The 22,089-nt window shown below is 39.6% G+C and carries 20 protein-coding genes and 2 pseudogenes; 15 read left to right on the top strand and 7 right to left on the bottom strand.

The genetic code is table 11. The features are described 5' to 3' along the window. Window positions 1-562: 562 nt before the first annotated feature. The 9 genes from H6A27_RS01310 (at window position 563) to H6A27_RS01270 (ending at window position 10,159) form a co-directional block, all read left to right on the top strand. Window positions 563-1,912 (top strand): Na(+)-translocating NADH-quinone reductase subunit A, encoded by a 1,350-nt coding sequence (locus H6A27_RS01310; RefSeq protein ID WP_204507397.1) that lies wholly within the window; start codon window positions 563-565, stop codon window positions 1,910-1,912. 134 nt (window positions 1,913-2,046) lie between these two features. Beyond that, complete coding sequence (locus H6A27_RS01305) at window positions 2,047-3,213, top strand: NADH:ubiquinone reductase (Na(+)-transporting) subunit B (protein ID WP_204403055.1); 1,167 nt, start codon at window positions 2,047-2,049, stop codon at window positions 3,211-3,213. Window positions 3,214-3,225: 12 nt separating this feature from the next. Beyond that, window positions 3,226-3,903, top strand: coding sequence for a Na(+)-translocating NADH-quinone reductase subunit C (locus tag H6A27_RS01300; protein WP_204403053.1), 678 nt, complete (start codon window positions 3,226-3,228; stop codon window positions 3,901-3,903). A 17-nt stretch (window positions 3,904-3,920) separates the two neighbouring features. Beyond that, window positions 3,921-4,556 carry an NADH:ubiquinone reductase (Na(+)-transporting) subunit D gene (locus H6A27_RS01295; protein WP_204403051.1) on the top strand — a complete coding sequence of 212 codons (636 nt, stop codon included), beginning with the start codon at window positions 3,921-3,923 and terminating at the stop codon, window positions 4,554-4,556. Window positions 4,557-4,590: 34 nt separating this feature from the next. Beyond that, window positions 4,591-5,214: an NADH:ubiquinone reductase (Na(+)-transporting) subunit E gene (nqrE, locus tag H6A27_RS01290; RefSeq protein WP_204507396.1), complete on the top strand. Its 624-nt coding sequence runs from the start codon at window positions 4,591-4,593 to the stop codon at window positions 5,212-5,214. Window positions 5,215-5,233: 19 nt separating this feature from the next. Then, on the top strand, window positions 5,234-6,502 hold the full coding sequence (nqrF, locus tag H6A27_RS01285; protein ID WP_204507395.1) for an NADH:ubiquinone reductase (Na(+)-transporting) subunit F: 1,269 nt from the start codon (window positions 5,234-5,236) through the stop codon (window positions 6,500-6,502). Window positions 6,503-6,833: 331 nt separating this feature from the next. Continuing rightward, window positions 6,834-7,193 carry a hypothetical protein gene (locus H6A27_RS01280; RefSeq protein ID WP_239469521.1) on the top strand — a complete coding sequence of 120 codons (360 nt, stop codon included), beginning with the start codon at window positions 6,834-6,836 and terminating at the stop codon, window positions 7,191-7,193. 190 nt (window positions 7,194-7,383) lie between these two features. Next, window positions 7,384-8,568 (top strand): C1 family peptidase, encoded by a 1,185-nt coding sequence (locus tag H6A27_RS01275; protein ID WP_204507394.1) that lies wholly within the window; start codon window positions 7,384-7,386, stop codon window positions 8,566-8,568. Between the two features lies 1 nt (window position 8,569). Next, entirely contained in the window at window positions 8,570-10,159 is a 1,590-nt protein-coding gene (locus tag H6A27_RS01270; protein WP_204507393.1) for a peptide MFS transporter, read from the top strand. Window positions 10,160-10,287: 128 nt separating this feature from the next. Here the strand turns inward: H6A27_RS01270 and uvrB are convergent, their stop codons facing one another. After that, window positions 10,288-12,312 (bottom strand): excinuclease ABC subunit UvrB, encoded by a 2,025-nt coding sequence (uvrB, locus tag H6A27_RS01265; RefSeq protein ID WP_204403042.1) that lies wholly within the window; start codon window positions 12,310-12,312, stop codon window positions 10,288-10,290. A gap of 140 nt (window positions 12,313-12,452) precedes the next feature. Between uvrB and H6A27_RS01260 the strand changes: the two genes are divergently transcribed. The 4 genes from H6A27_RS01260 to H6A27_RS01245 all read left to right on the top strand — a co-directional run bounded on the left by H6A27_RS01260 (window position 12,453) and on the right by H6A27_RS01245 (window position 15,099). Beyond that, a complete protein-coding gene (locus H6A27_RS01260; protein ID WP_204403040.1) occupies window positions 12,453-13,295 on the top strand; it encodes an outer membrane protein assembly factor BamD in 843 nt (280 codons plus the stop codon). A 28-nt stretch (window positions 13,296-13,323) separates the two neighbouring features. Next, a complete protein-coding gene (locus H6A27_RS01255; RefSeq protein ID WP_154042789.1) occupies window positions 13,324-13,659 on the top strand; it encodes a DNA-directed RNA polymerase subunit omega in 336 nt (111 codons plus the stop codon). An 87-nt stretch (window positions 13,660-13,746) separates the two neighbouring features. After that, window positions 13,747-14,196 (top strand): DUF4293 domain-containing protein, encoded by a 450-nt coding sequence (locus H6A27_RS01250; RefSeq protein WP_204403038.1) that lies wholly within the window; start codon window positions 13,747-13,749, stop codon window positions 14,194-14,196. Between the two features lie 126 nt (window positions 14,197-14,322). Beyond that, complete coding sequence (locus H6A27_RS01245) at window positions 14,323-15,099, top strand: hypothetical protein (RefSeq protein WP_204403036.1); 777 nt, start codon at window positions 14,323-14,325, stop codon at window positions 15,097-15,099. 28 nt (window positions 15,100-15,127) lie between these two features. On the opposite strand, the pseudogene H6A27_RS01240 reads toward H6A27_RS01245, so the two are convergent. The 4 genes and pseudogenes from H6A27_RS01240 to H6A27_RS01225 form a co-directional block, all read right to left on the bottom strand. Further along, window positions 15,128-15,505: pseudogene (locus H6A27_RS01240) on the bottom strand (VOC family protein). A 21-nt stretch (window positions 15,506-15,526) separates the two neighbouring features. Beyond that, window positions 15,527-16,252 carry an MBL fold metallo-hydrolase gene (locus H6A27_RS01235; RefSeq protein WP_239469520.1) on the bottom strand — a complete coding sequence of 242 codons (726 nt, stop codon included), beginning with the start codon at window positions 16,250-16,252 and terminating at the stop codon, window positions 15,527-15,529. A gap of 165 nt (window positions 16,253-16,417) precedes the next feature. After that, a pseudogene (locus H6A27_RS01230) lies at window positions 16,418-16,549 on the bottom strand (BT0820 family HAD-type phosphatase); the annotation flags it as partial. Between the two features lie 3 nt (window positions 16,550-16,552). Next, the gene (locus tag H6A27_RS01225) at window positions 16,553-17,824 is read right to left on the bottom strand and encodes a DEAD/DEAH box helicase (protein ID WP_204403033.1); all 1,272 of its coding nucleotides are present in this window, start codon (window positions 17,822-17,824) and stop codon (window positions 16,553-16,555) included. 354 nt (window positions 17,825-18,178) lie between these two features. Here H6A27_RS01225 and H6A27_RS01220 point away from each other — a divergent pair, with 354 nt between their 5' ends. Further along, on the top strand, window positions 18,179-18,673 hold the full coding sequence (locus tag H6A27_RS01220) for a thioredoxin family protein (protein ID WP_204507392.1): 495 nt from the start codon (window positions 18,179-18,181) through the stop codon (window positions 18,671-18,673). A 110-nt stretch (window positions 18,674-18,783) separates the two neighbouring features. Here the strand turns inward: H6A27_RS01220 and spt are convergent, their stop codons facing one another. After that, window positions 18,784-19,971, bottom strand: coding sequence for a serine palmitoyltransferase (gene spt / locus H6A27_RS01215; protein WP_204403029.1), 1,188 nt, complete (start codon window positions 19,969-19,971; stop codon window positions 18,784-18,786). A gap of 177 nt (window positions 19,972-20,148) precedes the next feature. Between spt and H6A27_RS01210 the strand changes: the two genes are divergently transcribed. Next, on the top strand, window positions 20,149-21,210 hold the full coding sequence (locus H6A27_RS01210) for a diacylglycerol/lipid kinase family protein (protein ID WP_204403027.1): 1,062 nt from the start codon (window positions 20,149-20,151) through the stop codon (window positions 21,208-21,210). 76 nt (window positions 21,211-21,286) lie between these two features. Here H6A27_RS01210 and H6A27_RS01205 read toward each other — a convergent pair whose 3' ends face one another. Next, window positions 21,287-22,081 carry a tRNA1(Val) (adenine(37)-N6)-methyltransferase gene (locus H6A27_RS01205; protein WP_204507391.1) on the bottom strand — a complete coding sequence of 265 codons (795 nt, stop codon included), beginning with the start codon at window positions 22,079-22,081 and terminating at the stop codon, window positions 21,287-21,289. Window positions 22,082-22,089: the final 8 nt, after the last annotated feature.

Raw genomic sequence — 22,089 nt, 5'->3', positions numbered from 1 at the left:
ATATGGCGTACATGAGTTTTACTGGTATTATGGATAAAATTTTTAGAGCTTGAGATTTTCATTTTTGTGTGCGATTGTTCGGATGGTCTTAAAAAAAAGAATCTCAGACGCTTTGTGTTTTCTGAAATGTTATTGTTTAGCCTTAGTTTTATGTGTTGTGTTGTATGGATTGTTTGTTTTTGTATTATAATGTAAGTTGGATATTTATAATTGATAGCATTATGTCTTGCTTTATGTGTGTTGGAGAAATATTCAAAATAGAAATTTTGAATGTGTTTTTGTATGAAAAAAAGGTTATTTGACTTAAATTATGTAAGAGTTCTAAAACATCAATACAAATAGGGAATGACAGTTTTTGTGATATTATTACACGAATTGTATTGATGTTTTTATGGAGATATTAATTATAGTTTCGCTAAATTGGTCGTATTCTAATTGTGAAGTATATGAATAAAACTAAATAAGGAAAAAATTCTTTATTTATATGACGAAAAAGTTCATTTTTACTTATTTTTTCTTTAATTTTGCGGCAAAAATTAAAAACCATTTTTTATAACCCAATATGGCAAATGTAATTAAATTACGCAAAGGCCTGGACATCAACTTGAAAGGTAAGGCAGCTGCAGAAGTTGTGGCTGTAAAGGCACCCGGATTCTATGCTATAGTGCCGGATGACTTTACAGGAGTAACTCCTAAGGTAGTCGTTAAGGAACAAGAGTATGTAATGGCCGGAGGACCCTTGTTTATTGACAAGAACCATCCTGAACTGAAATTTGTTTCGCCAGTTAGTGGCGTAGTGACAAGCGTAGAGCGCGGAGCTCGACGTAAGGTAATGAGTATTACTGTAGAGGCAGCAGCCGAACAGGATTACGAAGAATTCGGTAAGCAGAACGTATCTGCAATGAGCGCAGAGGCTGTTAAGGAACTTCTTCTTAATGCCGGTATGTTCGCTTTCTTCAGACAGCGTCCTTACGATGTAATTGCAGACCCTACAGTGGCTCCACGAGCTATCTTCGTTTCTGCATTCGACACAAATCCGCTTGCTCCTGACTTTGAAATAGCTCTGAAAGGCGAAGAAAACAACTTCCAGACAGGACTTGATGCTTTGGCTAAAATTGCCAAGACTTATTTAAGTATTAGTGTTAACCAGAAGTCAGCAGCTCTTACACAGGCTAAGAACGTTACCGTAACAGCTTTCGACGGACCTCATCCAGCAGGTAATGTTGGCGTTCAGATCAACAACATCGCTCCTGTAAACAAAGGTGAGACAGTTTGGACTATCGACCCACAGGCTGTTATCTTCATCGGACGTCTGATGAACACAGGACGTGTTGACATGACACGTACAGTAGCTATTACAGGTTCTGAAGTTAAGAAACCGGCTTACTGCAAACTGAAAGTTGGCGCTCTGCTTACAGACATCCTGGCAGGTAATGTAAATAAAGACAAGGAACTTCGCTATATCAGCGGTAATCCTCTGACAGGAAAGCAGATTCCAGCCAACGGTTTCCTCGGCGCGTTCCACAGTCAGATTACTGTAATCCCTGAAGGTAACGATGTTCACGAAATGTTGGGATGGATTATGCCTCGTTTCAACGAGTTCAGTACAAGCCACTCATATTTCAGCTGGTTGATGGGCAAGAAAGAATATACTCTTGACGCTCGTATCAAAGGTGGAGAACGTCACATGATTATGTCAAACGAATACGACCGCGTACTTCCTATGGATATTCTTCCTGAATATCTTATCAAGGCTATCATTGCCGGTGATATCGACCGCATGGAACAGCTCGGTATTTACGAAGTAGCTCCTGAAGATTTCGCTATCTGCGAGTTCGTATGTTCTTCGAAGATGGAACTTCAGCGTATCGTTCGCGAAGGTCTTGACATGCTCCGTCGTGAAATGTGCTAATGAGTTTTTTAGTTGACCAGGCTTCAGTTACAAGTTAATAGATAGGTTTCTCTACGAAAACCTTGTCAACTTGTCGACTCGTCAACTTGTCAACTAACTTATAAACTAAAAAACTAACAAACTTATAAATAATAATGAAAGCGTTAAGAAATTATATCGATAAGATAAAGCCAAACTTTGAAGAGGGCGGCAAATACCAGGCTTTCCGTTCTGTATTCGACGGTTTCGAAACATTCCTTTTCGTTCCGAATACAACATCTAAGACTGGTACGCACATCCACGACGCTATAGACAGCAAACGTATCATGTCTATCGTGGTTATTGCGCTTATACCGGCATTGCTGTTCGGTATGTATAACGTAGGTTACCAGCACTATGCTTTTGCAGGTATCGAAGGTAGCTTCATTCAGAAATTCGGTTACGGTTTCCTTGCCGTATTGCCAAAAATCATCGTTTCATACGTTGTAGGTCTTGGAATCGAGTTCGTTGTAGCTCAGTGGAAGAAGGAAGAAATTCAGGAAGGTTTCCTTGTTTCTGGTATGTTGATTCCTATGATTGTTCCTGTTGACTGTCCGTTGTGGATGCTTGCCGTAGCTACAGCATTCTCTGTAATCTTCGCTAAGGAAGTATTCGGTGGTACAGGTATGAACATCTTCAACCCTGCATTGATTACACGTGCATTCCTGTTCTTCGCTTATCCTACTAAGATGTCCGGTGACACTGTATGGGTGTCAAGCAACAGCATATTCGGTCTTGGTAAAGACATCGATGCCTTGACTGCTGCAACTCCTCTTGGTCAGGCTGCCACTGAAACTCCTATATCAGCTTCTTTGAGCGATATGATTTTCGGTTTCATCCCTGGTTCAATCGGTGAAACTTCAGTTATCGCTATTGCAATCGGTGCCGTTATCCTGTTGTGGACTGGCGTAGCAAGCTGGAAGACAATGATTTCAGTATTCGTAGGTGGTGCATTGATGGCTTGGATATTCAATGTTGCAGGTCCTGATACAGCTATGGCCAACATGCCTTGGTACATGCACTTGTGTGCCGGTGGTTTCTGCTTCGGTGCAGTGTTCATGGCTACAGACCCTGTTACATCTTCACGTACTGAGAACGGTAAGTTCATCTACGGTCTGCTCATCGGTATGATGGCTATCATCATCCGTGTGTTGAACCCTGGTTATCCGGAAGGTATGATGCTTGCTATCCTGCTGATGAACATCTTCGCTCCGCTGATTGACTATGTAATCGTTGAGAACAATATTTCACGTCGTGCAAAACGTGCTATGTCTAACAAATAAAAACCGAAAACAATGAATACTAATAGTAACTCATATACTATAATTTATGCTTCGGTAATGGTTGTTATCGTAGCATTCCTGCTGGCTTTCGTAAACTCATCTTTGCGTGACCTTCAGGGCAAGAACGTTGAACTCGACACTAAGAAACAGATTCTTTCTTCTTTGGGTATTACAGAAGTTAAAGATGCTGACGCTGAGTTCAGCAAGGTAGTTAAGTCTGATATGATTGTTGCTGAAGACGGTTCTTTGAAAGAATATGACGGCAAATTCGTAACAGCTTACGAAAAAGAATTCAAGGAAAACGGTCGTGCTCACGTATTCGTATGTGAAATCGACGGTAAGACTAAATACGTTGTTCCTGTTTACGGTGCCGGACTTTGGGGCGCTATCTGGGGCTATGTAGCACTTGATGAAGACAAGAACACAATATTTGGTACATACTTCTCACATGCATCTGAAACTCCGGGTCTTGGTGCTGAAATCGCATTGCCTCACTTCCAGAGTCTGTTCGTAGGCAAGCACGTAATGGAAGGTGAAAGTGTTGCATTGAGCGTTGTCAAGAACGGTAAGGTGGCAAATCCTGAATTCGAAGTTGATGGTATCTCCGGTGGTACAATCACTTCAAACGGTGTTGATGCTATGCTTAAGAACTGCATGGCCCAGTACACAAAATTTTTAACTACTAAATAATAGGAGGGAGACGAACAATGGGAAAATTATTTTCAGCTAAGAATAAAGAAGTATTTTCTACTCCTTTAAACATGAACAACCCTGTAACTGTACAGGTGTTGGGTATCTGTTCAGCATTGGCCGTTACCTCTAAACTGGAACCGGCTATCGTTATGGGTCTTTCTGTAACTATCATTACAGCTTTCTCAAACGTAGTGATTTCTTTGTTGCGTAAGACTATTCCTAACCGTATCCGTATCATCGTTCAGCTGGTGGTTGTTGCCGCTTTGGTAACTATCGTCAGTGAACTGTTGAAGGCTTTTGCATACGATGTGAGCGTACAGCTTTCAGTATACGTAGGTCTTATCATTACTAACTGTATCCTGATGGGACGTCTTGAAGCATTCGCTATGGCAAACGGTCCTTGGGAATCATGTCTTGACGGTATCGGTAACGGTCTTGGATATGCCAAGATTCTTATCATCGTAGCTTTCTTCCGCGAACTTCTCGGTTCAGGAACACTGCTCGGTTTCAATATCCTGAACTATCAGTGGCTTAAGGATGCAGGCTATGTAAACAACGGTATGATGTTGATGCCTCCTATGGCTCTGATTATCGTAGCATGCCTTATCTGGTATCAGCGTGCTAAACATAAAGAGTTGCAGGAAAAATAATAGGGTGTTGAATAAAAAATATTAATTGTATAATATGGAACATTTATTGAGTTTATTCGTCCGCTCTATATTTGTGGACAATATGATATTCGCGTTCTTCCTTGGTATGTGTTCATACCTTGCTGTTTCGAAGAATGTGAAGACTGCGCTCGGACTTGGTATTGCCGTGACATTCGTGCTTGTAGTTACACTTCCTGTAAACTACCTGCTCCAGACTAAGGTTTTGGCTGCCGACGGTATTCTTGGTATTGACTTGAGCTTCCTTAGCTTTATCCTATTTATTGCCGTTATCGCTGCTATCGTACAGTTGGTGGAAATGATTGTGGAAAAATTCAGCCCGTCGCTTTATGCATCATTGGGTATCTTCCTTCCACTTATCGCTGTTAACTGTGCCATCATGGGTGCTTCGCTCTTCATGCAGCAGCGTATTACTCTTGCACCATCTGATCCTAAGTTCATCGGTGGAGTAGCAGACGCTATCTCTTATGCGCTTGGTTCTGGTATCGGTTGGTTGCTTGCTATCGTAGGTCTTGCCGCTATCCGCGAAAAGATGGCTTACTCTGATGTACCTGCTCCACTTAGAGGTTTGGGTATCACATTCATCGTTGTAGGTCTGATGGCAATGGCATTTATGTGTTTCTCTGGTTTGAACATCTAATAAAGAAAGGAATAAGACAATGGATATGAATTTTATTTTAGCAAGCATTGGAGTATTCCTCGTGACTATTCTGGTGTTGGTAGTAATCCTTCTGGTTGCAAAGAACTTTCTTGTTTCTTCAGGTAAAGTGAAAGTTACTGTAAACGGTGAAAACCAGTTGGAAGTTGAATCTGGTTCTACACTGCTGAATACACTGGCTGTGAACAACGTGTTCCTTCCTTCAGCATGTGGTGGTAAAGGTTCTTGCGGACAGTGCAAATGTCAGGTTGTAGAAGGCGGTGGCGAAATTCTTCCTTCAGAAGTCAGCCACTTCAGCCGTAAGCAGCAGAAAGACCACTGGCGTCTTGGTTGCCAGGTAAAAGTTAAAGGTGATATGTCAATCAAGGTTCCTGAATCAGTAATGGGTGTTAAGGAATACGAATGTACAGTTATCTCTAACAAAAACGTGGCAACATTTATCAAGGAATTCAAGGTGCAGTTGCCTAAAGGTGCTCACATGGACTTTATCCCAGGTTCATACGCACAGATTAAGATACCTAAATTCGAAATGGATTACAACAAGGATATCGACAAGAGCCTTATCGGTGACGAATATCTTCCTGCATGGGAAAAATTCGGTCTGTTCGGCTTGAAATGTAAGAACGAAGAAGAAACTATCCGTGCTTACTCTATGGCCAACTATCCTGCCGAAGGTGACGTATTCATGTTGACAGTACGTATCGCAACTCCTCCGTTCAAACCAGACCGCAGCGGTTTCATGGATGTTAATCCAGGTATCGCATCATCTTATATCTTTACTTTGAAACCAGGTGACAAGGTATTGATGAGTGGTCCTTACGGAGACTTCCATCCAATCTTCGATTCTAAGAAGGAAATGATTTGGGTAGGTGGTGGTGCCGGTATGGCTCCTTTGCGTGCACAGATTATGCACATGACACGTACTCTGCATACTACAGACCGTGAACTTCACTACTTCTATGGTGCTCGTGCATTGAACGAAGTGTTCTATCTTGAAGACTTCCTGGGACTTGAAAAAGACTTCCCTAACTTCCATTTCCACCTTGCACTTGACCGTCCTGATCCGGCAGCAGATGCAGCAGGTGTGAAATATACTGCAGGATTCGTTCATCAGGTTATGCTTGAAACTTACCTGAAGAACCACGAAGCTCCTGAAGATATTGAATACTACATGTGTGGTCCTGGTCCGATGTCGAATGCTGTTGTCAAAATGCTTGACAGCCTTGGCGTTGAATCATCTTCTATCATGTACGATAACTTTGGTGGATAATATCATAAGGTTATATAACATAAAAGCCCGATACGTGTGTGTATCGGGCTTTTATGTTATATAAGTATTACGTTAACAATAAAATCTTGTTATTGTTCAAATTTCTGTTAATATCTTGATGCATATCAACAAATGACGTTGTTTTTGAAGATTTACTGTCATTTGTTTTTCTGATACAGAAAACATGCTTATCTTTGTATCGGTAAAAAGAAAAAGGCTTAAGCTAAATGAAAGGTAAGTATATAGAAAGACTTACTAAAATGAGATTAAATTAAGGCAATCAGAAAAAGATTGTATTTTAGGTAACAACAAAAATTAAACATTAGGTATTATGAAATCAGGATTAACATTAATCGCCGCATTGGCGTTTTCTGCAACAGTATTTGCAAACGGTAACCAGACAACAACTCCAGAAAAGTGGAACGGTTCAATCAACAAAGCTCAGTTGGGAAAGTATCTTAAACTTTCTTCAGACCAGACTAAGGAAGTTGCTGATATTTGCGATTTCTTTGAGGCAGAAATGAAATTGGCTAACAACTCTAAGAAAAACCAAGACGAAAAAGTTCGTAAAGCAGTTTATGGTAATCTTAAGCTTATGAAGAATACTCTTAACGAAAAGCAGTATTCAGACTATCTTAAACTTATGGGTATGACTCTTCGCAACAAGGGTATCGATATCGAAAAGAAGTAATTAACATTTAAATTATAGAGGTCTCCGCAGCATGTATTTGTTGCGGAGACTTTTTTTGTTGTCCTAACGGGGAAAAATATACTTTGTTATTCTTAAATCCATCCGAAATCGGGCGAGTTTCACTATATTTGCAAGCGGAAATATTCATTATGTAAAATAAATATTGTTTTTTATAATAAAAGATTGAGAGATGAGAGTAAGAAACTTGACATTTGTTGCATTTATTGCTATTTCGTCTGCTGTTATGGCACAGGAGGAAAAAGGATTCCAGTTTACAGACGTTGTTTCAAATAAGGTGACTTCGGTGAAAAATCAGGCAGCCACAGGCACATGCTGGTGTTTTGCGACAACATCGTTTATGGAATCTGAGTTGATTAGGATGGGGAAAGGTGAGTATGATTTGTCTGAAATGTTTATCGTAAGACAAAAGTATATGAACCAGCTTGCAGACAATTATCTTCGCCGCGGAAACGGTAATATAGGGCAGGGTAGTATTTCTCCAAGTTGGATGACAGCTTTTAAGCAAGTAGGTATTGTTCCGGAAAAAGTGTATAGCGGAATAAATTACGATTCTAAGACTCATAACCATACCGAACTTGAAAGCTATATGTCCGCTATTGCAGGGCAGGCAGTCGAAATGAAGCACCGTAGCAGTGAATATTATGAACTGATTAACAGCTTGTTCGATATTTATATGGGTAAACTTCCGGAAACTTTCGTCTATGACGGAAAGGAATATACTCCGAAAAGTTTTGCTGAGAGTCTTGGTCTGAATATGGATGATTATGTTATGCTTACAAGTTTCACTCACAAACCTTATTATGAAAAGTTTGAGCTTGAAATTCCTGACAACTGGGAACATGCCAAGATGTATAACCTTCCGCTTGATGAGATGATGTCTGCCACTGACAATGCCTTGAAGAGCGGATATACTGTATGTTGGGATGGTGATGTAAGCGAAAAAGGTTTTTCATTCACAAATGGTGTCGCCATTAATCCTGAGGTTACGAAGATGGATGATTACAGTCAGACAGACAGAGCCCGTTTTGAAAATATGAAACCGGTTGAAAGACTGGGAGAAGTGTATAAGTTTGAGCATCCATATCCGGAAATCAATGTAACGCCTGAAGTAAGACAAGAAGGATATGAGTCGTTTGTAACTACAGATGATCATCTGATGCATATCACGGGACTGACAAAAGACCAGAACGGGACCAAGTATTATATAACCAAAAATTCCTGGGGTACAGAGAGAAACCGTTTCGGAGGATATATCAATATGTCTGAAAGCTTTGTACGTGCAAAGACTGTTTACGTAATGATGCATAAGGATGCTTTGACTAAAGAATTGAGGAAGAAGCTTGGAATAAAATAAGATGAGTAATTCCGAATTTGTAAAAAATAATAGCAAAGGACATCCGAAAGGATTGTATCTTCTTTTTGTGACTGAAATGTGGGAACGTTTCAGTTATTATGGCATGCGTGCTCTGTTTATGCTTTATATGGTGCAGGCTCTGCTGTTTGACAAGGAGTTTGCATCTCAAGTTTATGGCAGTTATACGGGACTTGTTTATCTGACTCCGCTTATAGGAGGATACATTGCTGATAAATATTGGGGGAACCGAAGGTCAATTGTTGTAGGTGCGTTGGTAATGGCGGTAGGACAATTCCTTCTATTTCTGAGTGCATGTTATTTTCATCAGGTTGATGTGGCAAAATGGCTGATGTTCTGTGGCTTAGGATTGCTTATAATGGGTAATGGCTTCTTTAAGCCTAATATATCCACAATGGTGGGACGCCTGTATTCTGATGATGACAAACGCAAGGATTCGGCTTTCACAATTTTCTATATGGGAGTCAATGTCGGTTCTACTCTTGCCCCGCTTATTTGTGGGCTGATAGGAAATACTGGGCATCCGGAGGATTTCAAATGGGGATTTCTGGCATCATGTATCGGTATGATTATAGGAGCTGTGGTTTTTCAGATATTCAAGAACAAATATATCTGCGATCCTGATGGTAATCCTGTAGGAATTGCGCCTCAAAAGAAAGATGACAATTTGCAATCATTAGAAAAAGATGATGGATGGCTTTCTCCCAGAAGTATTGTGGCAATTGTCGCGACAATTGCACTGACGTTAGTTTTCTCTGTGAATTGGAATTGGATAATCGGTAATCAGATTTCTACAGTAGGTAGTGTCTTCTCGGGAGCAGACTGGATTGGTTCACTTATTTATGCCACAGTAATAGTGATGCCTGTACTGATAATAACCGACCATAGTCTTAATCGTAGTGAGAAAATTAGGATTGGAATAATATATGTCATAGCTTTCTTTGTTATATTCTTTTGGGCTGCGTATGAGCAGGCCGGAGCGTCACTGACTTTCTTTGCCGACGAGCAGACAGACCGTAACATAGGTGGATGGGAGATGCCTGCTGCATATTTCCAATCGTTCAATCCTATCATGCTGGTGGTTCTGGCTCCTGTCTTTGCCGGTCTATGGTCTTTCCTCGGAAGGAAAGGGATAGAACCGAGTTCAGTCAAGAAACAGTCCATAGGTCTTTTCCTGCTGGCTATGGGGTATTTGTTCATAGCTTTTGGAGTGAAGGATGTGGAACCGGGTGTAAAAGTGAGTATGATATGGCTTACAGGTCTGTATCTTATTCATACCATGGGAGAGTTGTGTCTTGCTCCTATAGGTCTGTCTCTGGTGTATAAACTGTCGCCGGCAAGATTTTCTTCACTTCTGATGGGAGTATGGTATTTAAGTACATCTGCCGCAAATAAAATGGCCGGAATGTTGAGCGGATACTATCCTGAGGGTGGAGTGGCAAAGAGTTTTATAGGGTATCATGTAGAAAACTTGTATGACTTCTTCCTATTATTTGTTTTCATGAGTGGCACTGCTGCAGTGGTGTTATTCTTTCTGTCAGGAAAACTACAAAGTCTTATGCAGGATAAGTAGAAAATAATAGCCACGAAAAAAAGTAATTTTAATTATATTTTTTCGTGGCTATTATTATGTCTTTTAGTAAGTATAGCTCCATTTATGGAACCTTTTTAGATCTTTTCCAGATTATGTGCTACTGAATATTACTTCGTTTTCAGCATATCCTCCAGTTTGATAAGTTCATCCCTATATTGCGCGGCCTCGATAAAATCAAGATTCTTTGCGGCATCCTGCATGAGTTTTCTTGTCCTTTCAATGCTTTTCTTAAGTTGTTCCTTTGACATGTATTGAACAATAGGGTCGGCGGCTGAATATGATGCCTCAGCATGTTCAGTGTAAATTTTGGGTGCTGCCTGCTTATCTTCAGTACTTTCCTTGTCTCCGAGAATTTGAGTCCTTACTTTCTTTATTTGTTGAGGTGTAATACCGTGTTCTTCGTTGTAGGCAAGCTGTTTCTCGCGTCGGCGGTTTGTCTCGTCTATAGTAAGCTGCATGCTTTCTGTTATTTTGTCGGCATACATTATTACCTTTCCGTTTACGTTTCTTGCGGCACGTCCGGCTGTCTGTGTCAGCGAACGGTGCGAACGCAGGAATCCTTCCTTGTCGGCATCAAGAATAGCTACGAGTGATACTTCAGGAAGGTCAAGCCCTTCCCTCAAAAGATTTACACCTATTAAAACGTCGTGTATGCCTTGTCTGAGCTCATCCATAATCTTGACACGTTCCAGTGTATCGACATCACTATGGATATAGCTGCACTTTATTCCGTTGTTCAGAAGATACTCGGAAAGTTCCTCTGCCATACGTTTTGTCAGTGTTGTAACCAATACACGTTCGTTTACCTCTATGCGTTGCTGTATTTCTTCCATAAGGTCGTCTATCTGGTTCAGACTTGGCCTTACTTCAATAATTGGGTCAAGAAGTCCTGTAGGACGTATTACTTGGTCAACTACAATGCCTTCGCTCTGTACGAGCTCATAGTCGGCCGGTGTGGCGCTGACATATATCACCTGATTGATCATCTCTTCAAACTCCTCGAATTTAAGAGGTCTGTTGTCCATCGCGGCCGGAAGCCTGAAACCATATTCCACAAGATTCTTCTTTCTTGCTCTGTCGCCTCCATACATGGCCCTGATTTGTGGTACACTTACATGGCTCTCGTCAATTACGAGCAGAAAATCTTTTGGAAAGAAATCAAGCAGACAGTAAGGGCGTGTGCCGGCTTCACGTCCGTCGAAGTATCTGGAGTAGTTCTCGATACCAGAACAGTGACCAAGTTCGCGAATCATCTCCATATCGTAAGTTACTCGTTCGTATATCCTTTTTGCTTCAAGAGGCTTACCTTCCTCCTCGAAGAAAGCAACTTGTTTGGTCAAATCGTCTTCTATCTGGTGGATAGCTCTCAGAGTACTCTCTTTGGTAGTCATAAACAGATTGGCAGGATAAATCTTATACTCGTCAAAATCAGCTATTTTATGTCCGGAAATAGGGTCTATTTCTTCTATTGCGTCAATTTCGTCATCCCAGAACATAACCCTTAGCAGATTATCCGAGTATGCAAGGTAAATGTCAATTGTATCTCCCTTAACTCTGAAGTTCCCGCGGTTCAGCTCTATGTCGTTCCTTACATAAAGACTGTCAACCAAACGTCTCAGGAAAACATTTCTGTCTAATAGCTTTCCGCGTTTTATTTCTATTACGTTGTCATAAAAGTCGGATGGATTGCCCATACCATAAATACATGATACAGAGGAGACTACTATGACATCTTTCCTGCCTGAAAGGAGCGCGGAAGTAGCTGCGAGTCTGAGCTTGTCTATTTCGTCATTTATGGCAAGATCCTTTTCTATATATGTGTCAGTCGATGGAAGGTATGCCTCAGGCTGATAATAATCATAGTATGATACATAATACTCGACGGCATTGTTTGGGAAAAAATGTTTGAATTCGCCATACAGCTGCGCGGCAAGAGTCTTGTTATGGCTAAGTATTAGTGTCGGCTTGTTTATTTCCTTAATAACATTGGCTATAGTAAATGTCTTTCCTGAGCCTGTAACTCCAAGCAGAGTCTGGGCTTTGACACCATTGTTTATACCTTCAGTTAGTTGCTTGATTGCTTCAGGCTGATCGCCTGTAGGCTTGTATTCTGATATTAATTCAAACTTCATGTAAATTTGTTTTTTATGGTGTAAAAGTACATAAATATTTGTTTTAATACTTTGTAGTAAGTAAAAATATAATTAAAAATGATTTTGATGTTGTATTATTCGCGATAAAACAGTAATTTTGCAGAACTATTTTTGTTAATATGAAAAAATATATAGTAATGGTTCTCCTTTCTGCAGGATTACTAAGCTCTTGCGGAGAGTACAATAACGTACTTAAGAGTACGGATTATGAATACAAATATGAGGCAGCAAAGGCATATTTTGCCAAAGGACAGAATAGTAAGGCAGCTACTGTTCTGGAAGAACTTATTCCTATCATGAAAGGAACAAGGTTTGGCGAGGAATCGTTATATATGCTTGCGATGACATATTTTAATCAGGGTGATTATGTAACAGCGTCACATTATTTCAACACATATTATACTACTTATCCGCGTGGTACATATACAGAGTTGGCAAGATTCAACTCCGGAAAGGCTTTGTATCTTGATACTCCGGAACCAAGACTGGATCAGAGCAGTACTTATAAGGCTATACAGGAACTGCAGATGTATATGGAGTATTTCCCGGGCACAGAGCGTCATGAAATTGCCCAGAACATGATATTTGAGTTACAGGATAAGCTTGTTGAGAAAGAATATCTCTCCGCAAAGCTCTATTATGATTTGGGGTCGTACACCGGAAACATGTCGCAGACCAGTACAGGTAACAATTATCTGGCAGCTGTTGTTACTGCTCAGAATGTTCTGAAGGAGTATCCTTATACAAAATTGCGTGAAGACTTGTCGATACTTATACTTCGCGCTAAATATGATATGGCTCGCGAAAGTGTGCTTGAAAAGAAAGAAGAACGTATGCGTGAAACCATTGACGAATATTATGCGTTCAAGAATGAATTCCCTGAAAGCAAGTACATCAAGGAAGTAGAGAATATATATAAAGAAGCCAGCAAGTTTGTTGGTTCTGTAGAAGAAGATTATTAAAAAAACATTTATAATTAAATATCGAATTATGGATTACAAAAAATCAAATGCTCCTACTAACACCGTAACACGTAACATGATGGAACTGTGTGAAGACACGGGTAATGTATATGAAACTGTTGCAATAATAGGCAAGCGTGCTAACCAGATTGCTGTCGAGATGAAAAACGACCTTTCCAAGAAACTCCAGGAGTTCGCTTCTTACAATGACAATCTGGAAGAAGTTTTTGAAAACAGAGAGCAAATTGAGATTTCTCGTTATTATGAAAAACTTCCAAAACCAACTTTGATTGCAACTCAAGAGTATATAGAAGGTAAGGTTTATTATAGGAATCCTGCTAAGGAAATTGAAAAACTAAAATAAGACAAGGACCGGTAATATTCCTAAGATATAAGGCCGTTTCGTTCAGGAGCGGCTTTTTTATTGTTAATCTGGTAAATTTTTGAACTTATGATACAACGTATTCAATCCGTATATTTGCTTATTGTAGCTATTCTTTCGGTTATTGTCATTTCGAGTTCTTTAGGCAGTTTTATAGGTGCGGACAACTCAATAACCGAGTTTACAAATCTTTCTTTGGTCGCTCAGGACGGTACAGAAGATTACAGACCATGGGCTTTGTTTGCCATTCAAATGATTTCTGCAATAATTTCATTGATTACTATTTTCTTATATAAGAAAAGAATGTTGCAGATTAGATTAACCTTGTTCAATATCATATTGACTATAGGTTATTATGTGGCATTTGTCACATTTATTTTCATGCTGAAAGGTGACGCTACATTTGTTCCTTCATGGATAGTTTGCTTGCCGTTTATTGCGATTGTACTTGATTGGTTGGCAATTCGCGCAATAGGCAAGGACGAAATGTTAGTAAAGGCTTATGAAAGACTGAGATAATAATTATCAGGAAATAAATATTTTATTATACAGCAAAAACCGGCATATCCGAAAGGTGTGTCGGTTTTTTGTCGATTGTTTGTATATTTATAATATTTTTATTACATTGCATAAAAGGAGGTTTTTATGTTTGATACAACCCTGATTGATAGTTTTAATTATGGACGCACGTCGGCAAATGGAGTGTATGCTATAAGTATTGCTACTGATTTCAGACCTTATTATGCATTATGGAGATTGTTTCCCGAGGAGCAGCCTTTGTTTGTAAGAACACTTGCGGTTACATTTCAAGCGGCATTGGAACGTGCTTTTATTATACTTCAGAACTGTAATGTACAATTGGTATGTTCTGATAATTCCGATTTTGAGAGCTGTTATGGGCGTACTGACGATATAATACCATTTGGAAAATATCGTGGGAAACGTTTGGCTGAAATATATTATGTCGAACCATCGTATGTGCTATGGCTTGCAAACAAGTTTAAGCCTGACAACGACCGTTTTGATAAACTTATATCACTTGCCAGGCTGTTTTCAATGGTACATTTTGAACTTACTGTACATAAAAACCGTATTTCGTCGGTGAGTCATTTTGTCGGCGAGAAGGGAGGAAGTCTCAAAGGCTTGCTCCTAAGGGTTTTAAATGTCAGAAGACAGGTTGATGGGTATAAGGCCGATTTTTATGTTGACCAGAATGTATTGGCGGCAGACCGTGACGGAAACAGGTTTGTTTTTCTTGTGAAAGCTGCCGGAAGAAGTCTTTCTCCCAAAGAATTAAGTTGTCATTCAAGAGAAATTATTAATGGCGAGACTCTACATGTGCTCTCGGCCAAGGTTATGTCGCATTACGAGAGCAGGGGAGTACGATATACACGGTTAGGCTATGTGAAACTTGAAAAATAACGGGCGGTGTCATGCCGCCCATATCCATTTATTTTACCGGTAATATTTCTATCCAATAATCATCAGGATCGTTTATGAAGTATAATCCCATAGATTCGTTTTCGAAGCAAACACATCCCATTTCTTTGTGGAATTTCCTTACTTCATCATAATCGCCTTCTACTCTGATACACAGATGACTTTCGTTTTCTCCCAGTTCGTATGCTTCTGTATGATCTCTTAACCATGTAAGTTCAAGCAAGAAGTTAGAGCATTTGTCTGTCAGATAGACCAGAATGAACGAGCCGTCAGCAGCTACTTTTCTGCTCGCTTCGGTCAATCCTTATGCTTCTTCGTAGAACTTGAGACTTCTTTCCAGGTTGGTTACATTGATGTTAAAATGGTCAAAATGTCCTTTTACTTTCATTTTCTTTATTTCTTAAGTGGGTTATAATATATTATGGAAAATTTGTCCACGATGGTTGATTTCGGGCGATTTTATTCCTTTGCCGATTGCGTATCGCTGGAATCTGTTTGCCGATGTAAAGTCGTTCCAAAAGTGCATGGGAATGAATACGGACGGTGTAATAAGGTCTATAAATTGTTTTCCGCCTCTCATATATTCATTTCCAAGACGAGGATCGACCGGGAATAGCACAAGGTCAATGTTCTTGTAATCTTTTGATATTATATCTATTTCATCCAGAAATTTCTTTTCGTCTCTTTTCCATTCGGTCTCAGGACTTTCTTCCATCCAATGCCAATTGTTTAAGTCTCCGGCATGGAAAATTGTTTTTCCTTCTGTCTCTATAAGGAAAGAGATGCCCACGTCTGTCGATCCATAAGCTTTCACCTTTATGTTGTTGTCATTATATTCTTCTCCTTTTTTTAGCCATGAAGCCGAGTCTCTTGCTATTTTTCTTTTTTTGTGTATGTCGTTAGACAGGATGTATGTAATGTCGTTTTTGGTATTTTTCCATTCGAAAATATCCTTGTTGAAATGGTCGGCATGAAAATGGCTTGAAAGTACGTACATTCTGCCTTCTCGCTTTAGTATCTCGTCATGCAGTATTCCATCTTTTGGGGATAATGAGTCTTCAAAATAATCTATGACTATTGTGGCGTCGCTCGTTAAAATGACAAAACCGCTGTGGTGTAAATATATCAGTTCCATACACAGTTTATGTTGATTTTTTTATTTTCTGGTACAAATTTAGACCTTGAAAAGATGTGGAGACATTTAATATCGAACGCGGCCGTATTTTAGTTTGAACGCGGCCGTGTTTCAATTCGAACGTGGCCATGTTTTTTTATTGTCCGAATAGTTTGCTTAATAATCCGCCCAGAGAGTAAACGTGTGCCTCTCTTCTTTGAGCTTCTTGAGTGTTTTTATGGCAAATGGTATTTCCTTCCCAATGTAAGGGTATTTGTGTTCTACAATTGTACCATCAAAATCAACAGCAATTATCATAATTTATTCTTGTGGTTTGTTTAATGTTGTATTATTCTTTTTGTTTGAGAATTTCTTTTTGCCATTTTGAACACTACCATGCTTTTTCACATTTCGTTTTTTCCTATTGCTCTGAGCCGTTTTTGGTGTATATTCAGGACCTTCACCTATCTGGTCCGGTATCTGTAGTTTATATATCGTTTTATCCAAAAACTGTTCTATCTGATAGAATTTAGTCTGCTCGGTTTCGCTTACGAAGGTTATTGCGCATCCGTCATTGTTTGCTCGCGCTGTACGTCCAATTCTGTGTACATAATCCTCGCAGTCGTGAGGTACGTCGTAATTTATGACTAATCTAATATCGTCAATATCTATACCTCTTGCCACTATGTCTGTAGCTACGAGTATTTTTACTCTTCCATTTCTGAATTCGTGAAGGATTTCTTCTCTTTGGCTTTGTTCAAGATCGGAATGCATCTCGCCAACATTCAGTTTCATTCTTGAAAGAGCTTTGGTCACTTCTTTGACTTTCATTTTTGATGATGCAAAGATTATCACTCTCTCTGGTTCCTGCGAAGAGAATAAATCCTTTATAATGTCAAGTTTCTGGGCCTCGTAACATATATATGCTGCTTGAATAATCTTTTCGGCAGGTTTTGAAACTGCTAATTTTACTTCTTTGGGATTGTTAAGGATATTTTCCGCAAGTTGTCTGATTTTATCAGGCATGGTAGCAGAGAACATTATGGTTTGTCTTTCTTTAGGTAGATGCTTTACTATTTGAATGATGTCATCATAGAATCCCATGTCGAGCATTCTGTCGGCTTCGTCAAGTATAAAGAATGATACTTTTGACAAATCCACGTAGCCTAAGCTTATATGGCTTATCAGACGTCCCGGAGTCGCAATTACTACGTCAGCGCCAAGTGTAAGTCCTTTTTTCTCTTGTTCGAAACGGACTCCGTCATTACCGCCATATACAGCTACTCCCGAAACTGGCATGAAGTATGAAAAGGCTTCCATCTGTCTGTCAATCTGTATTGCCAGCTCTCTGGTTGGCGACATTATTATGCAGTTAATGGAGTCTTCCGGGTAATTGCCACTGCATAATTTGCTTAATACCGGAAGTAGATAAGCCGCTGTTTTGCCTGTTCCTGTCTGTGCTACTCCTATGAGGTCGTGTCCCTCAAGTAAAACCGGTATAGTATATTCTTGTACAGGCGTACATTCCTTGAAGTTCATTGCATCAAGGGCATTTAGTACGCTGTCGTCTAAGTTCAATTCTGAAAACTCCATTTGATATATCTGTTAGATGTATGTTTTGTGTGTGAATAACCTATTTTTTCAATATAGTTTTGCAAAGTTAATTAAAATATGCTTTATAAGCCATATAAACGTGTTTTTTATGTTTTTGTATTCCGATTTATTGTTTGTATTATTGATGTATATCATAAAAAGATGTTTAATAACATAAAAAATGGAGTGAAAATTGTGTTGCTAATTAGAAAAACCGTATATTTGCAGTGATTTCAAACAATGAATGCGTCCAAACGAGATATCTGTGACTGATATTTGGATGTAGAAATAATGTTCCGAGATGAAATCACTGTTAAGGACAGGCTCGGATAGTATTAACTAAAATCACATTACATGATTAAAAGTGTAAAGCCGATTTTTGTTGTATTAGTATTCAGTTCCTTAATTTCTTTCTCTTTTATTGAGAAGAAAGACCCTACAGAGAAGTTGGTACCAGGCGATAAAACTCCGATACCAGTTCTTGAATTTGACAAGCAGACGCTCGACCTGCGTGCCGATGATGGCAAATATACTTTGTTGAGCTTTTGGGCTGGTTATGACGCTTTGTCAAGAATGAAGAATGCTGAGTTGTCTCATGCATTGCAGAATTCAGACCGCATTAAGATGATTTCTGTTTCGTTGGACCGTTATGAATCTGTTTTTCATGCGGCAGTAGAACAAGACCAGTTGGATTCGGCTGACTGTTTTATCGAAACAGAGGGTAGAACTTCGGAAATCTTTAAGAAGTTTCATCTTAGAGATGGATTTGCCAACTATCTTATAGATAGCAATGGTTTGATAGTTGCAAAGAATGTATCTGCCGATGAGTTGAACTCATATATAAACTGATTAGGTTAATATGAGCTTTTGAAAATGAAATTATTGAATACAACAAAAACAAAAGAGGCTGTCTCGCGGATTTCCTTGAGACAGCCTCTATTATTTTATTTTCTTTTTGTCTATTTTATTATTTCAAGTTCTTTGAAGCATTTAAGAAGCTTGTCGATTGCAAAATCAATCTGCTCTTTAGTGTGTGTAGCCATGAGCGCAAATCTTACAAGTGTATCTTGTGGCGCACATGCAGGAGGTATTACAGGGTTGATGAATACTCCTTCGTCGAATGCCATTTTTGTTACAAGGAAAGTCTTGTCTGTATCACGAACATATAATGGGATAATAGGGCTTTCAGTGTCACCAATTTCGAAACCACATTCACGGAAGCGTTTAAGGGCATAGTTTGTTATCTTCCACAGGTTCTCCTGGCGCTGAGGTTCTGTCTTTAAAATATGAAGAGCTTCAATCGCTGCTGCTGTAGCCGCAGGAGTACTGCTTGCCTGGAATATATATGAACGGGCATTGTGGCGTAACCAGTTGATGATATCTTTGTCGGCGGCAACGAAACCTCCGATTGACGCCAACGACTTGCTGAATGTACCCATGATGATGTCAACTTCGTCTGTCAGGCCAAAATGGTCGCAAACACCGCGTCCGTTACGTCCGAATACACCTACTCCGTGAGCTTCGTCAACATAAACTGTTGCATTGTATTTCTTCTTCAGGCGGATTATTTCAGGCAGGTTTGCCAAATCACCTTCCATAGAGAAAACGCTGTCAACTACTATAAGCTTGATGGTGTCCGGCTCGCACTTCTGAAGCTCTTTTTCCAAAGCTTCCATGTCATTGTGCTTGTATTTTAGCTGAGTAGCGAAAGTAAGGCGTCGTCCGTCAACGATAGAGGCATGGTCGCGGTCGTCGCATATAATATAGTCACCACGTCCAACGAGCTGTGGTATCACGCCTTCATTTACTGTGAATCCTGTAGAGAAGCAAAGAGCTTCGTCCTTTCCTATAAATTCTGCAAGTTCTTTTTCGAGCTGTACATGAATATCAAGAGTTCCGTTCAATAGTCTGGAACCGGCGCATCCCGTTCCATACTTGCGTGTTGCGGCTATTGCTGCATCAATAATTCTCTGATCGTAGGTCAGGCCCATATATGAGTTTGACCCGAACATTAATACCTTTTTGCCGTCCATCATCACCTCTGTATCCTGGTGACTGTCTATTTCGCGGAAATAAGGATAAACCCCCTTCTCCATATACATCTGTGGGAGTCTGAATTTACTTAACTTTTCTTGTAATAATCCCATATTCTATGATTAATAGATTTTTCTTATTAGCTTAACAGCCCGCAAAGATAGTAAAAATTCAACAAAGGCTAACATTATGGAACAATTTTTGTGACTCGAAATAAGATTTTATACTTACCGGATTTTTTATATACAAATATATATTACATTTGCGTCAACAACCAATATAACTATAATATGGACACAAGAGAGGATATTATATTCATAGTTAATCCCATTTCCGGGACTCAGGATAAACAGGCTATACTTGAATATATAGAATCAAACATAAACCGTAATATTTTTAATCCTAAAATTATAAAGACAGAGTATGCGGGGCATGCTTACGACATTGCGGTCAAGGCAGTGGAAGATAAAGTGTCGTATGTTGTGGCTATTGGTGGAGATGGTACAATAAACGAGGTAGGGCGTGCGCTTATACATTCCGATACTGCACTCGGAATTATACCGTGCGGTTCCGGCAACGGGCTCGCGCGTCATTTGCATATACCAATGAATTACCAGAAGGCTGTTGATGTAATAAATAATGCTAATGTACGTAGCATAGATTATGGAAAGATTGCCGGACATCCATTCTTCTGTACGTGTGGCGTTGGGTTTGACGCTTTTGTAAGTCTTAAATTTGCAAGTTCCAAGCGTAGAGGCCTGGCGACATATCTTGAAAATACATTGCTCGAGGCGCTTCATTATCAGCCTGAGACATACGAAATAGAGAATTCGGAAGGTACAGTGAGGTATAAGGCTTTTCTGATTGCCTGCGGAAATGCTTCGCAATATGGCAATAATGCCTATATAGCTCCTCAGGCGTCATTGTCGGACGGAATGATGGATATAACTGTGCTTGAGCCTTTTACTGTGCTTGATGTAGCTTCTTTGTCGTTTCAGCTATTCACTAAGACTATTGACATGAATAGCCGTATCAAGACTATGAAGGATAAGAAAATAACGATTCACAGGGCTTCGGAAGGTGTGTTCCATTTTGACGGAGACCCAATGATGGGGCCAAAAGATCTTGTAGTGGAAATTATTCCTTCGTCGTTGAAAGTGATTTGTCCGCCTAAGCCCAAACGTAGGATGTATGAGCCTCATAATATTTTGCAGCATATAACAGATTTTATCGAAGCGCAGCCTGTGTCAATATCTATCGCGGAAAAACATCGCCGACTGGTTGAAATGAATCGTAATATTATGAGCAGATTGGTGAAGAAAAACGGTGAAGCGGACAAAACTGATAAGTGAATATAAAAAGTACTTTAATGTAAGGACTCCGGTGCTGATATAAAGATGCCCGAGTCCTTATGTATGAATTCTGACTTTATAGATAATAATCCTTTGTCAGCTCTATATACTCATCTGTTTTTTCTCCATTTGCCGATAATAAAAGTTGGGAAAACTCTGTGGGAGCGTTTTTATGTCCTTTGCAGAATTCCATGAGAATTCTTTTAGGCTTAACACCGGGTTTAGTGATTATTTCAGTTCTTTTAGTGAGGACTAATCCGGTTTTTATGGCTTCTCCAATAAAATCGGTTGAACATGTGGCAGGGAGGATTACACAGAAGCGTCCATCACTTGTCAGCATATATGATACGGCTTTGACGAGACTTGTAAAATCAAAGCTGTCAGTATGTCTTGCCATGTTCCTTTTCTCGGAATAGCCTTTGACGTCTTCAATGAAAAATGGAGGATTTGATACTATCAGGTCAAATTTTGATTCATTGTACAAGTAATAATCGTTTATGTCGGCTTTGACGGCATTCAGCCTGTCGTGCCATAATGTGTTGTCCATATTCTCTTTTGCCTGGATGGCAGCATCCTCGTTTATTTCTATTCCAGTGATATTTGCGCCGCATTTTTGTGCAAGCATTATTGCAATCAGTCCGGTACCAGTCCCTATGTCGGCTATGTTTGATGCTTCGCGTGTATCGGTCCATGCTCCGAGAAGAACTCCGTCTGTACCGACTTTCATACCACATTTTTCCTGTTTTATGATGAATTGTTTAAACTTGAAATATTCGTTACCCATGTCAGCTTTATAATTTTCCTGTACAAAGATATTTATTATCCGTAGAATTACGTTTCTTATATATAAAAACATTATTTTATGTTTCATTTGACATA

Source organism: Bacteroides caecigallinarum, from assembly GCF_016902295.1.
Lineage (GTDB): Bacteria > Bacteroidota > Bacteroidia > Bacteroidales > Bacteroidaceae > Phocaeicola > Phocaeicola caecigallinarum_A.
The sequence above is the reverse complement of the archived record's forward strand: the minus strand, read 5'-3'. Positions and strand labels throughout refer to the sequence as shown.

Bases quoted from the DNA above. Each gene is read 5' to 3' on its own strand.
- H6A27_RS01310 (WP_204507397.1), top strand. From the start codon at position 563: ATGGCAAATGTAATTAAATTACGCAAAGGCCTGGACATCAACTTGAAA.
- H6A27_RS01305 (WP_204403055.1), top strand. From the start codon at position 2,047: ATGAAAGCGTTAAGAAATTATATCGATAAGATAAAGCCAAACTTTGAA.
- H6A27_RS01300 (WP_204403053.1), top strand. From the start codon at position 3,226: ATGAATACTAATAGTAACTCATATACTATAATTTATGCTTCGGTAATG.
- H6A27_RS01295 (WP_204403051.1), top strand. From the start codon at position 3,921: ATGGGAAAATTATTTTCAGCTAAGAATAAAGAAGTATTTTCTACTCCT.
- nqrE (WP_204507396.1), top strand. From the start codon at position 4,591: ATGGAACATTTATTGAGTTTATTCGTCCGCTCTATATTTGTGGACAAT.
- nqrF (WP_204507395.1), top strand. From the start codon at position 5,234: ATGGATATGAATTTTATTTTAGCAAGCATTGGAGTATTCCTCGTGACT.
- H6A27_RS01280 (WP_239469521.1), top strand. From the start codon at position 6,834: ATGAAATCAGGATTAACATTAATCGCCGCATTGGCGTTTTCTGCAACA.
- H6A27_RS01275 (WP_204507394.1), top strand. From the start codon at position 7,384: ATGAGAGTAAGAAACTTGACATTTGTTGCATTTATTGCTATTTCGTCT.
- H6A27_RS01270 (WP_204507393.1), top strand. From the start codon at position 8,570: ATGAGTAATTCCGAATTTGTAAAAAATAATAGCAAAGGACATCCGAAA.
- uvrB (WP_204403042.1), bottom strand. From the start codon at position 12,312: ATGAAGTTTGAATTAATATCAGAATACAAGCCTACAGGCGATCAGCCT.
- H6A27_RS01260 (WP_204403040.1), top strand. From the start codon at position 12,453: ATGAAAAAATATATAGTAATGGTTCTCCTTTCTGCAGGATTACTAAGC.
- H6A27_RS01255 (WP_154042789.1), top strand. From the start codon at position 13,324: ATGGATTACAAAAAATCAAATGCTCCTACTAACACCGTAACACGTAAC.
- H6A27_RS01250 (WP_204403038.1), top strand. From the start codon at position 13,747: ATGATACAACGTATTCAATCCGTATATTTGCTTATTGTAGCTATTCTT.
- H6A27_RS01245 (WP_204403036.1), top strand. From the start codon at position 14,323: ATGTTTGATACAACCCTGATTGATAGTTTTAATTATGGACGCACGTCG.
- H6A27_RS01235 (WP_239469520.1), bottom strand. From the start codon at position 16,252: ATGGAACTGATATATTTACACCACAGCGGTTTTGTCATTTTAACGAGC.
- H6A27_RS01225 (WP_204403033.1), bottom strand. From the start codon at position 17,824: ATGGAGTTTTCAGAATTGAACTTAGACGACAGCGTACTAAATGCCCTT.
- H6A27_RS01220 (WP_204507392.1), top strand. From the start codon at position 18,179: ATGATTAAAAGTGTAAAGCCGATTTTTGTTGTATTAGTATTCAGTTCC.
- spt (WP_204403029.1), bottom strand. From the start codon at position 19,971: ATGGGATTATTACAAGAAAAGTTAAGTAAATTCAGACTCCCACAGATG.
- H6A27_RS01210 (WP_204403027.1), top strand. From the start codon at position 20,149: ATGGACACAAGAGAGGATATTATATTCATAGTTAATCCCATTTCCGGG.
- H6A27_RS01205 (WP_204507391.1), bottom strand. From the start codon at position 22,081: ATGAAACATAAAATAATGTTTTTATATATAAGAAACGTAATTCTACGG.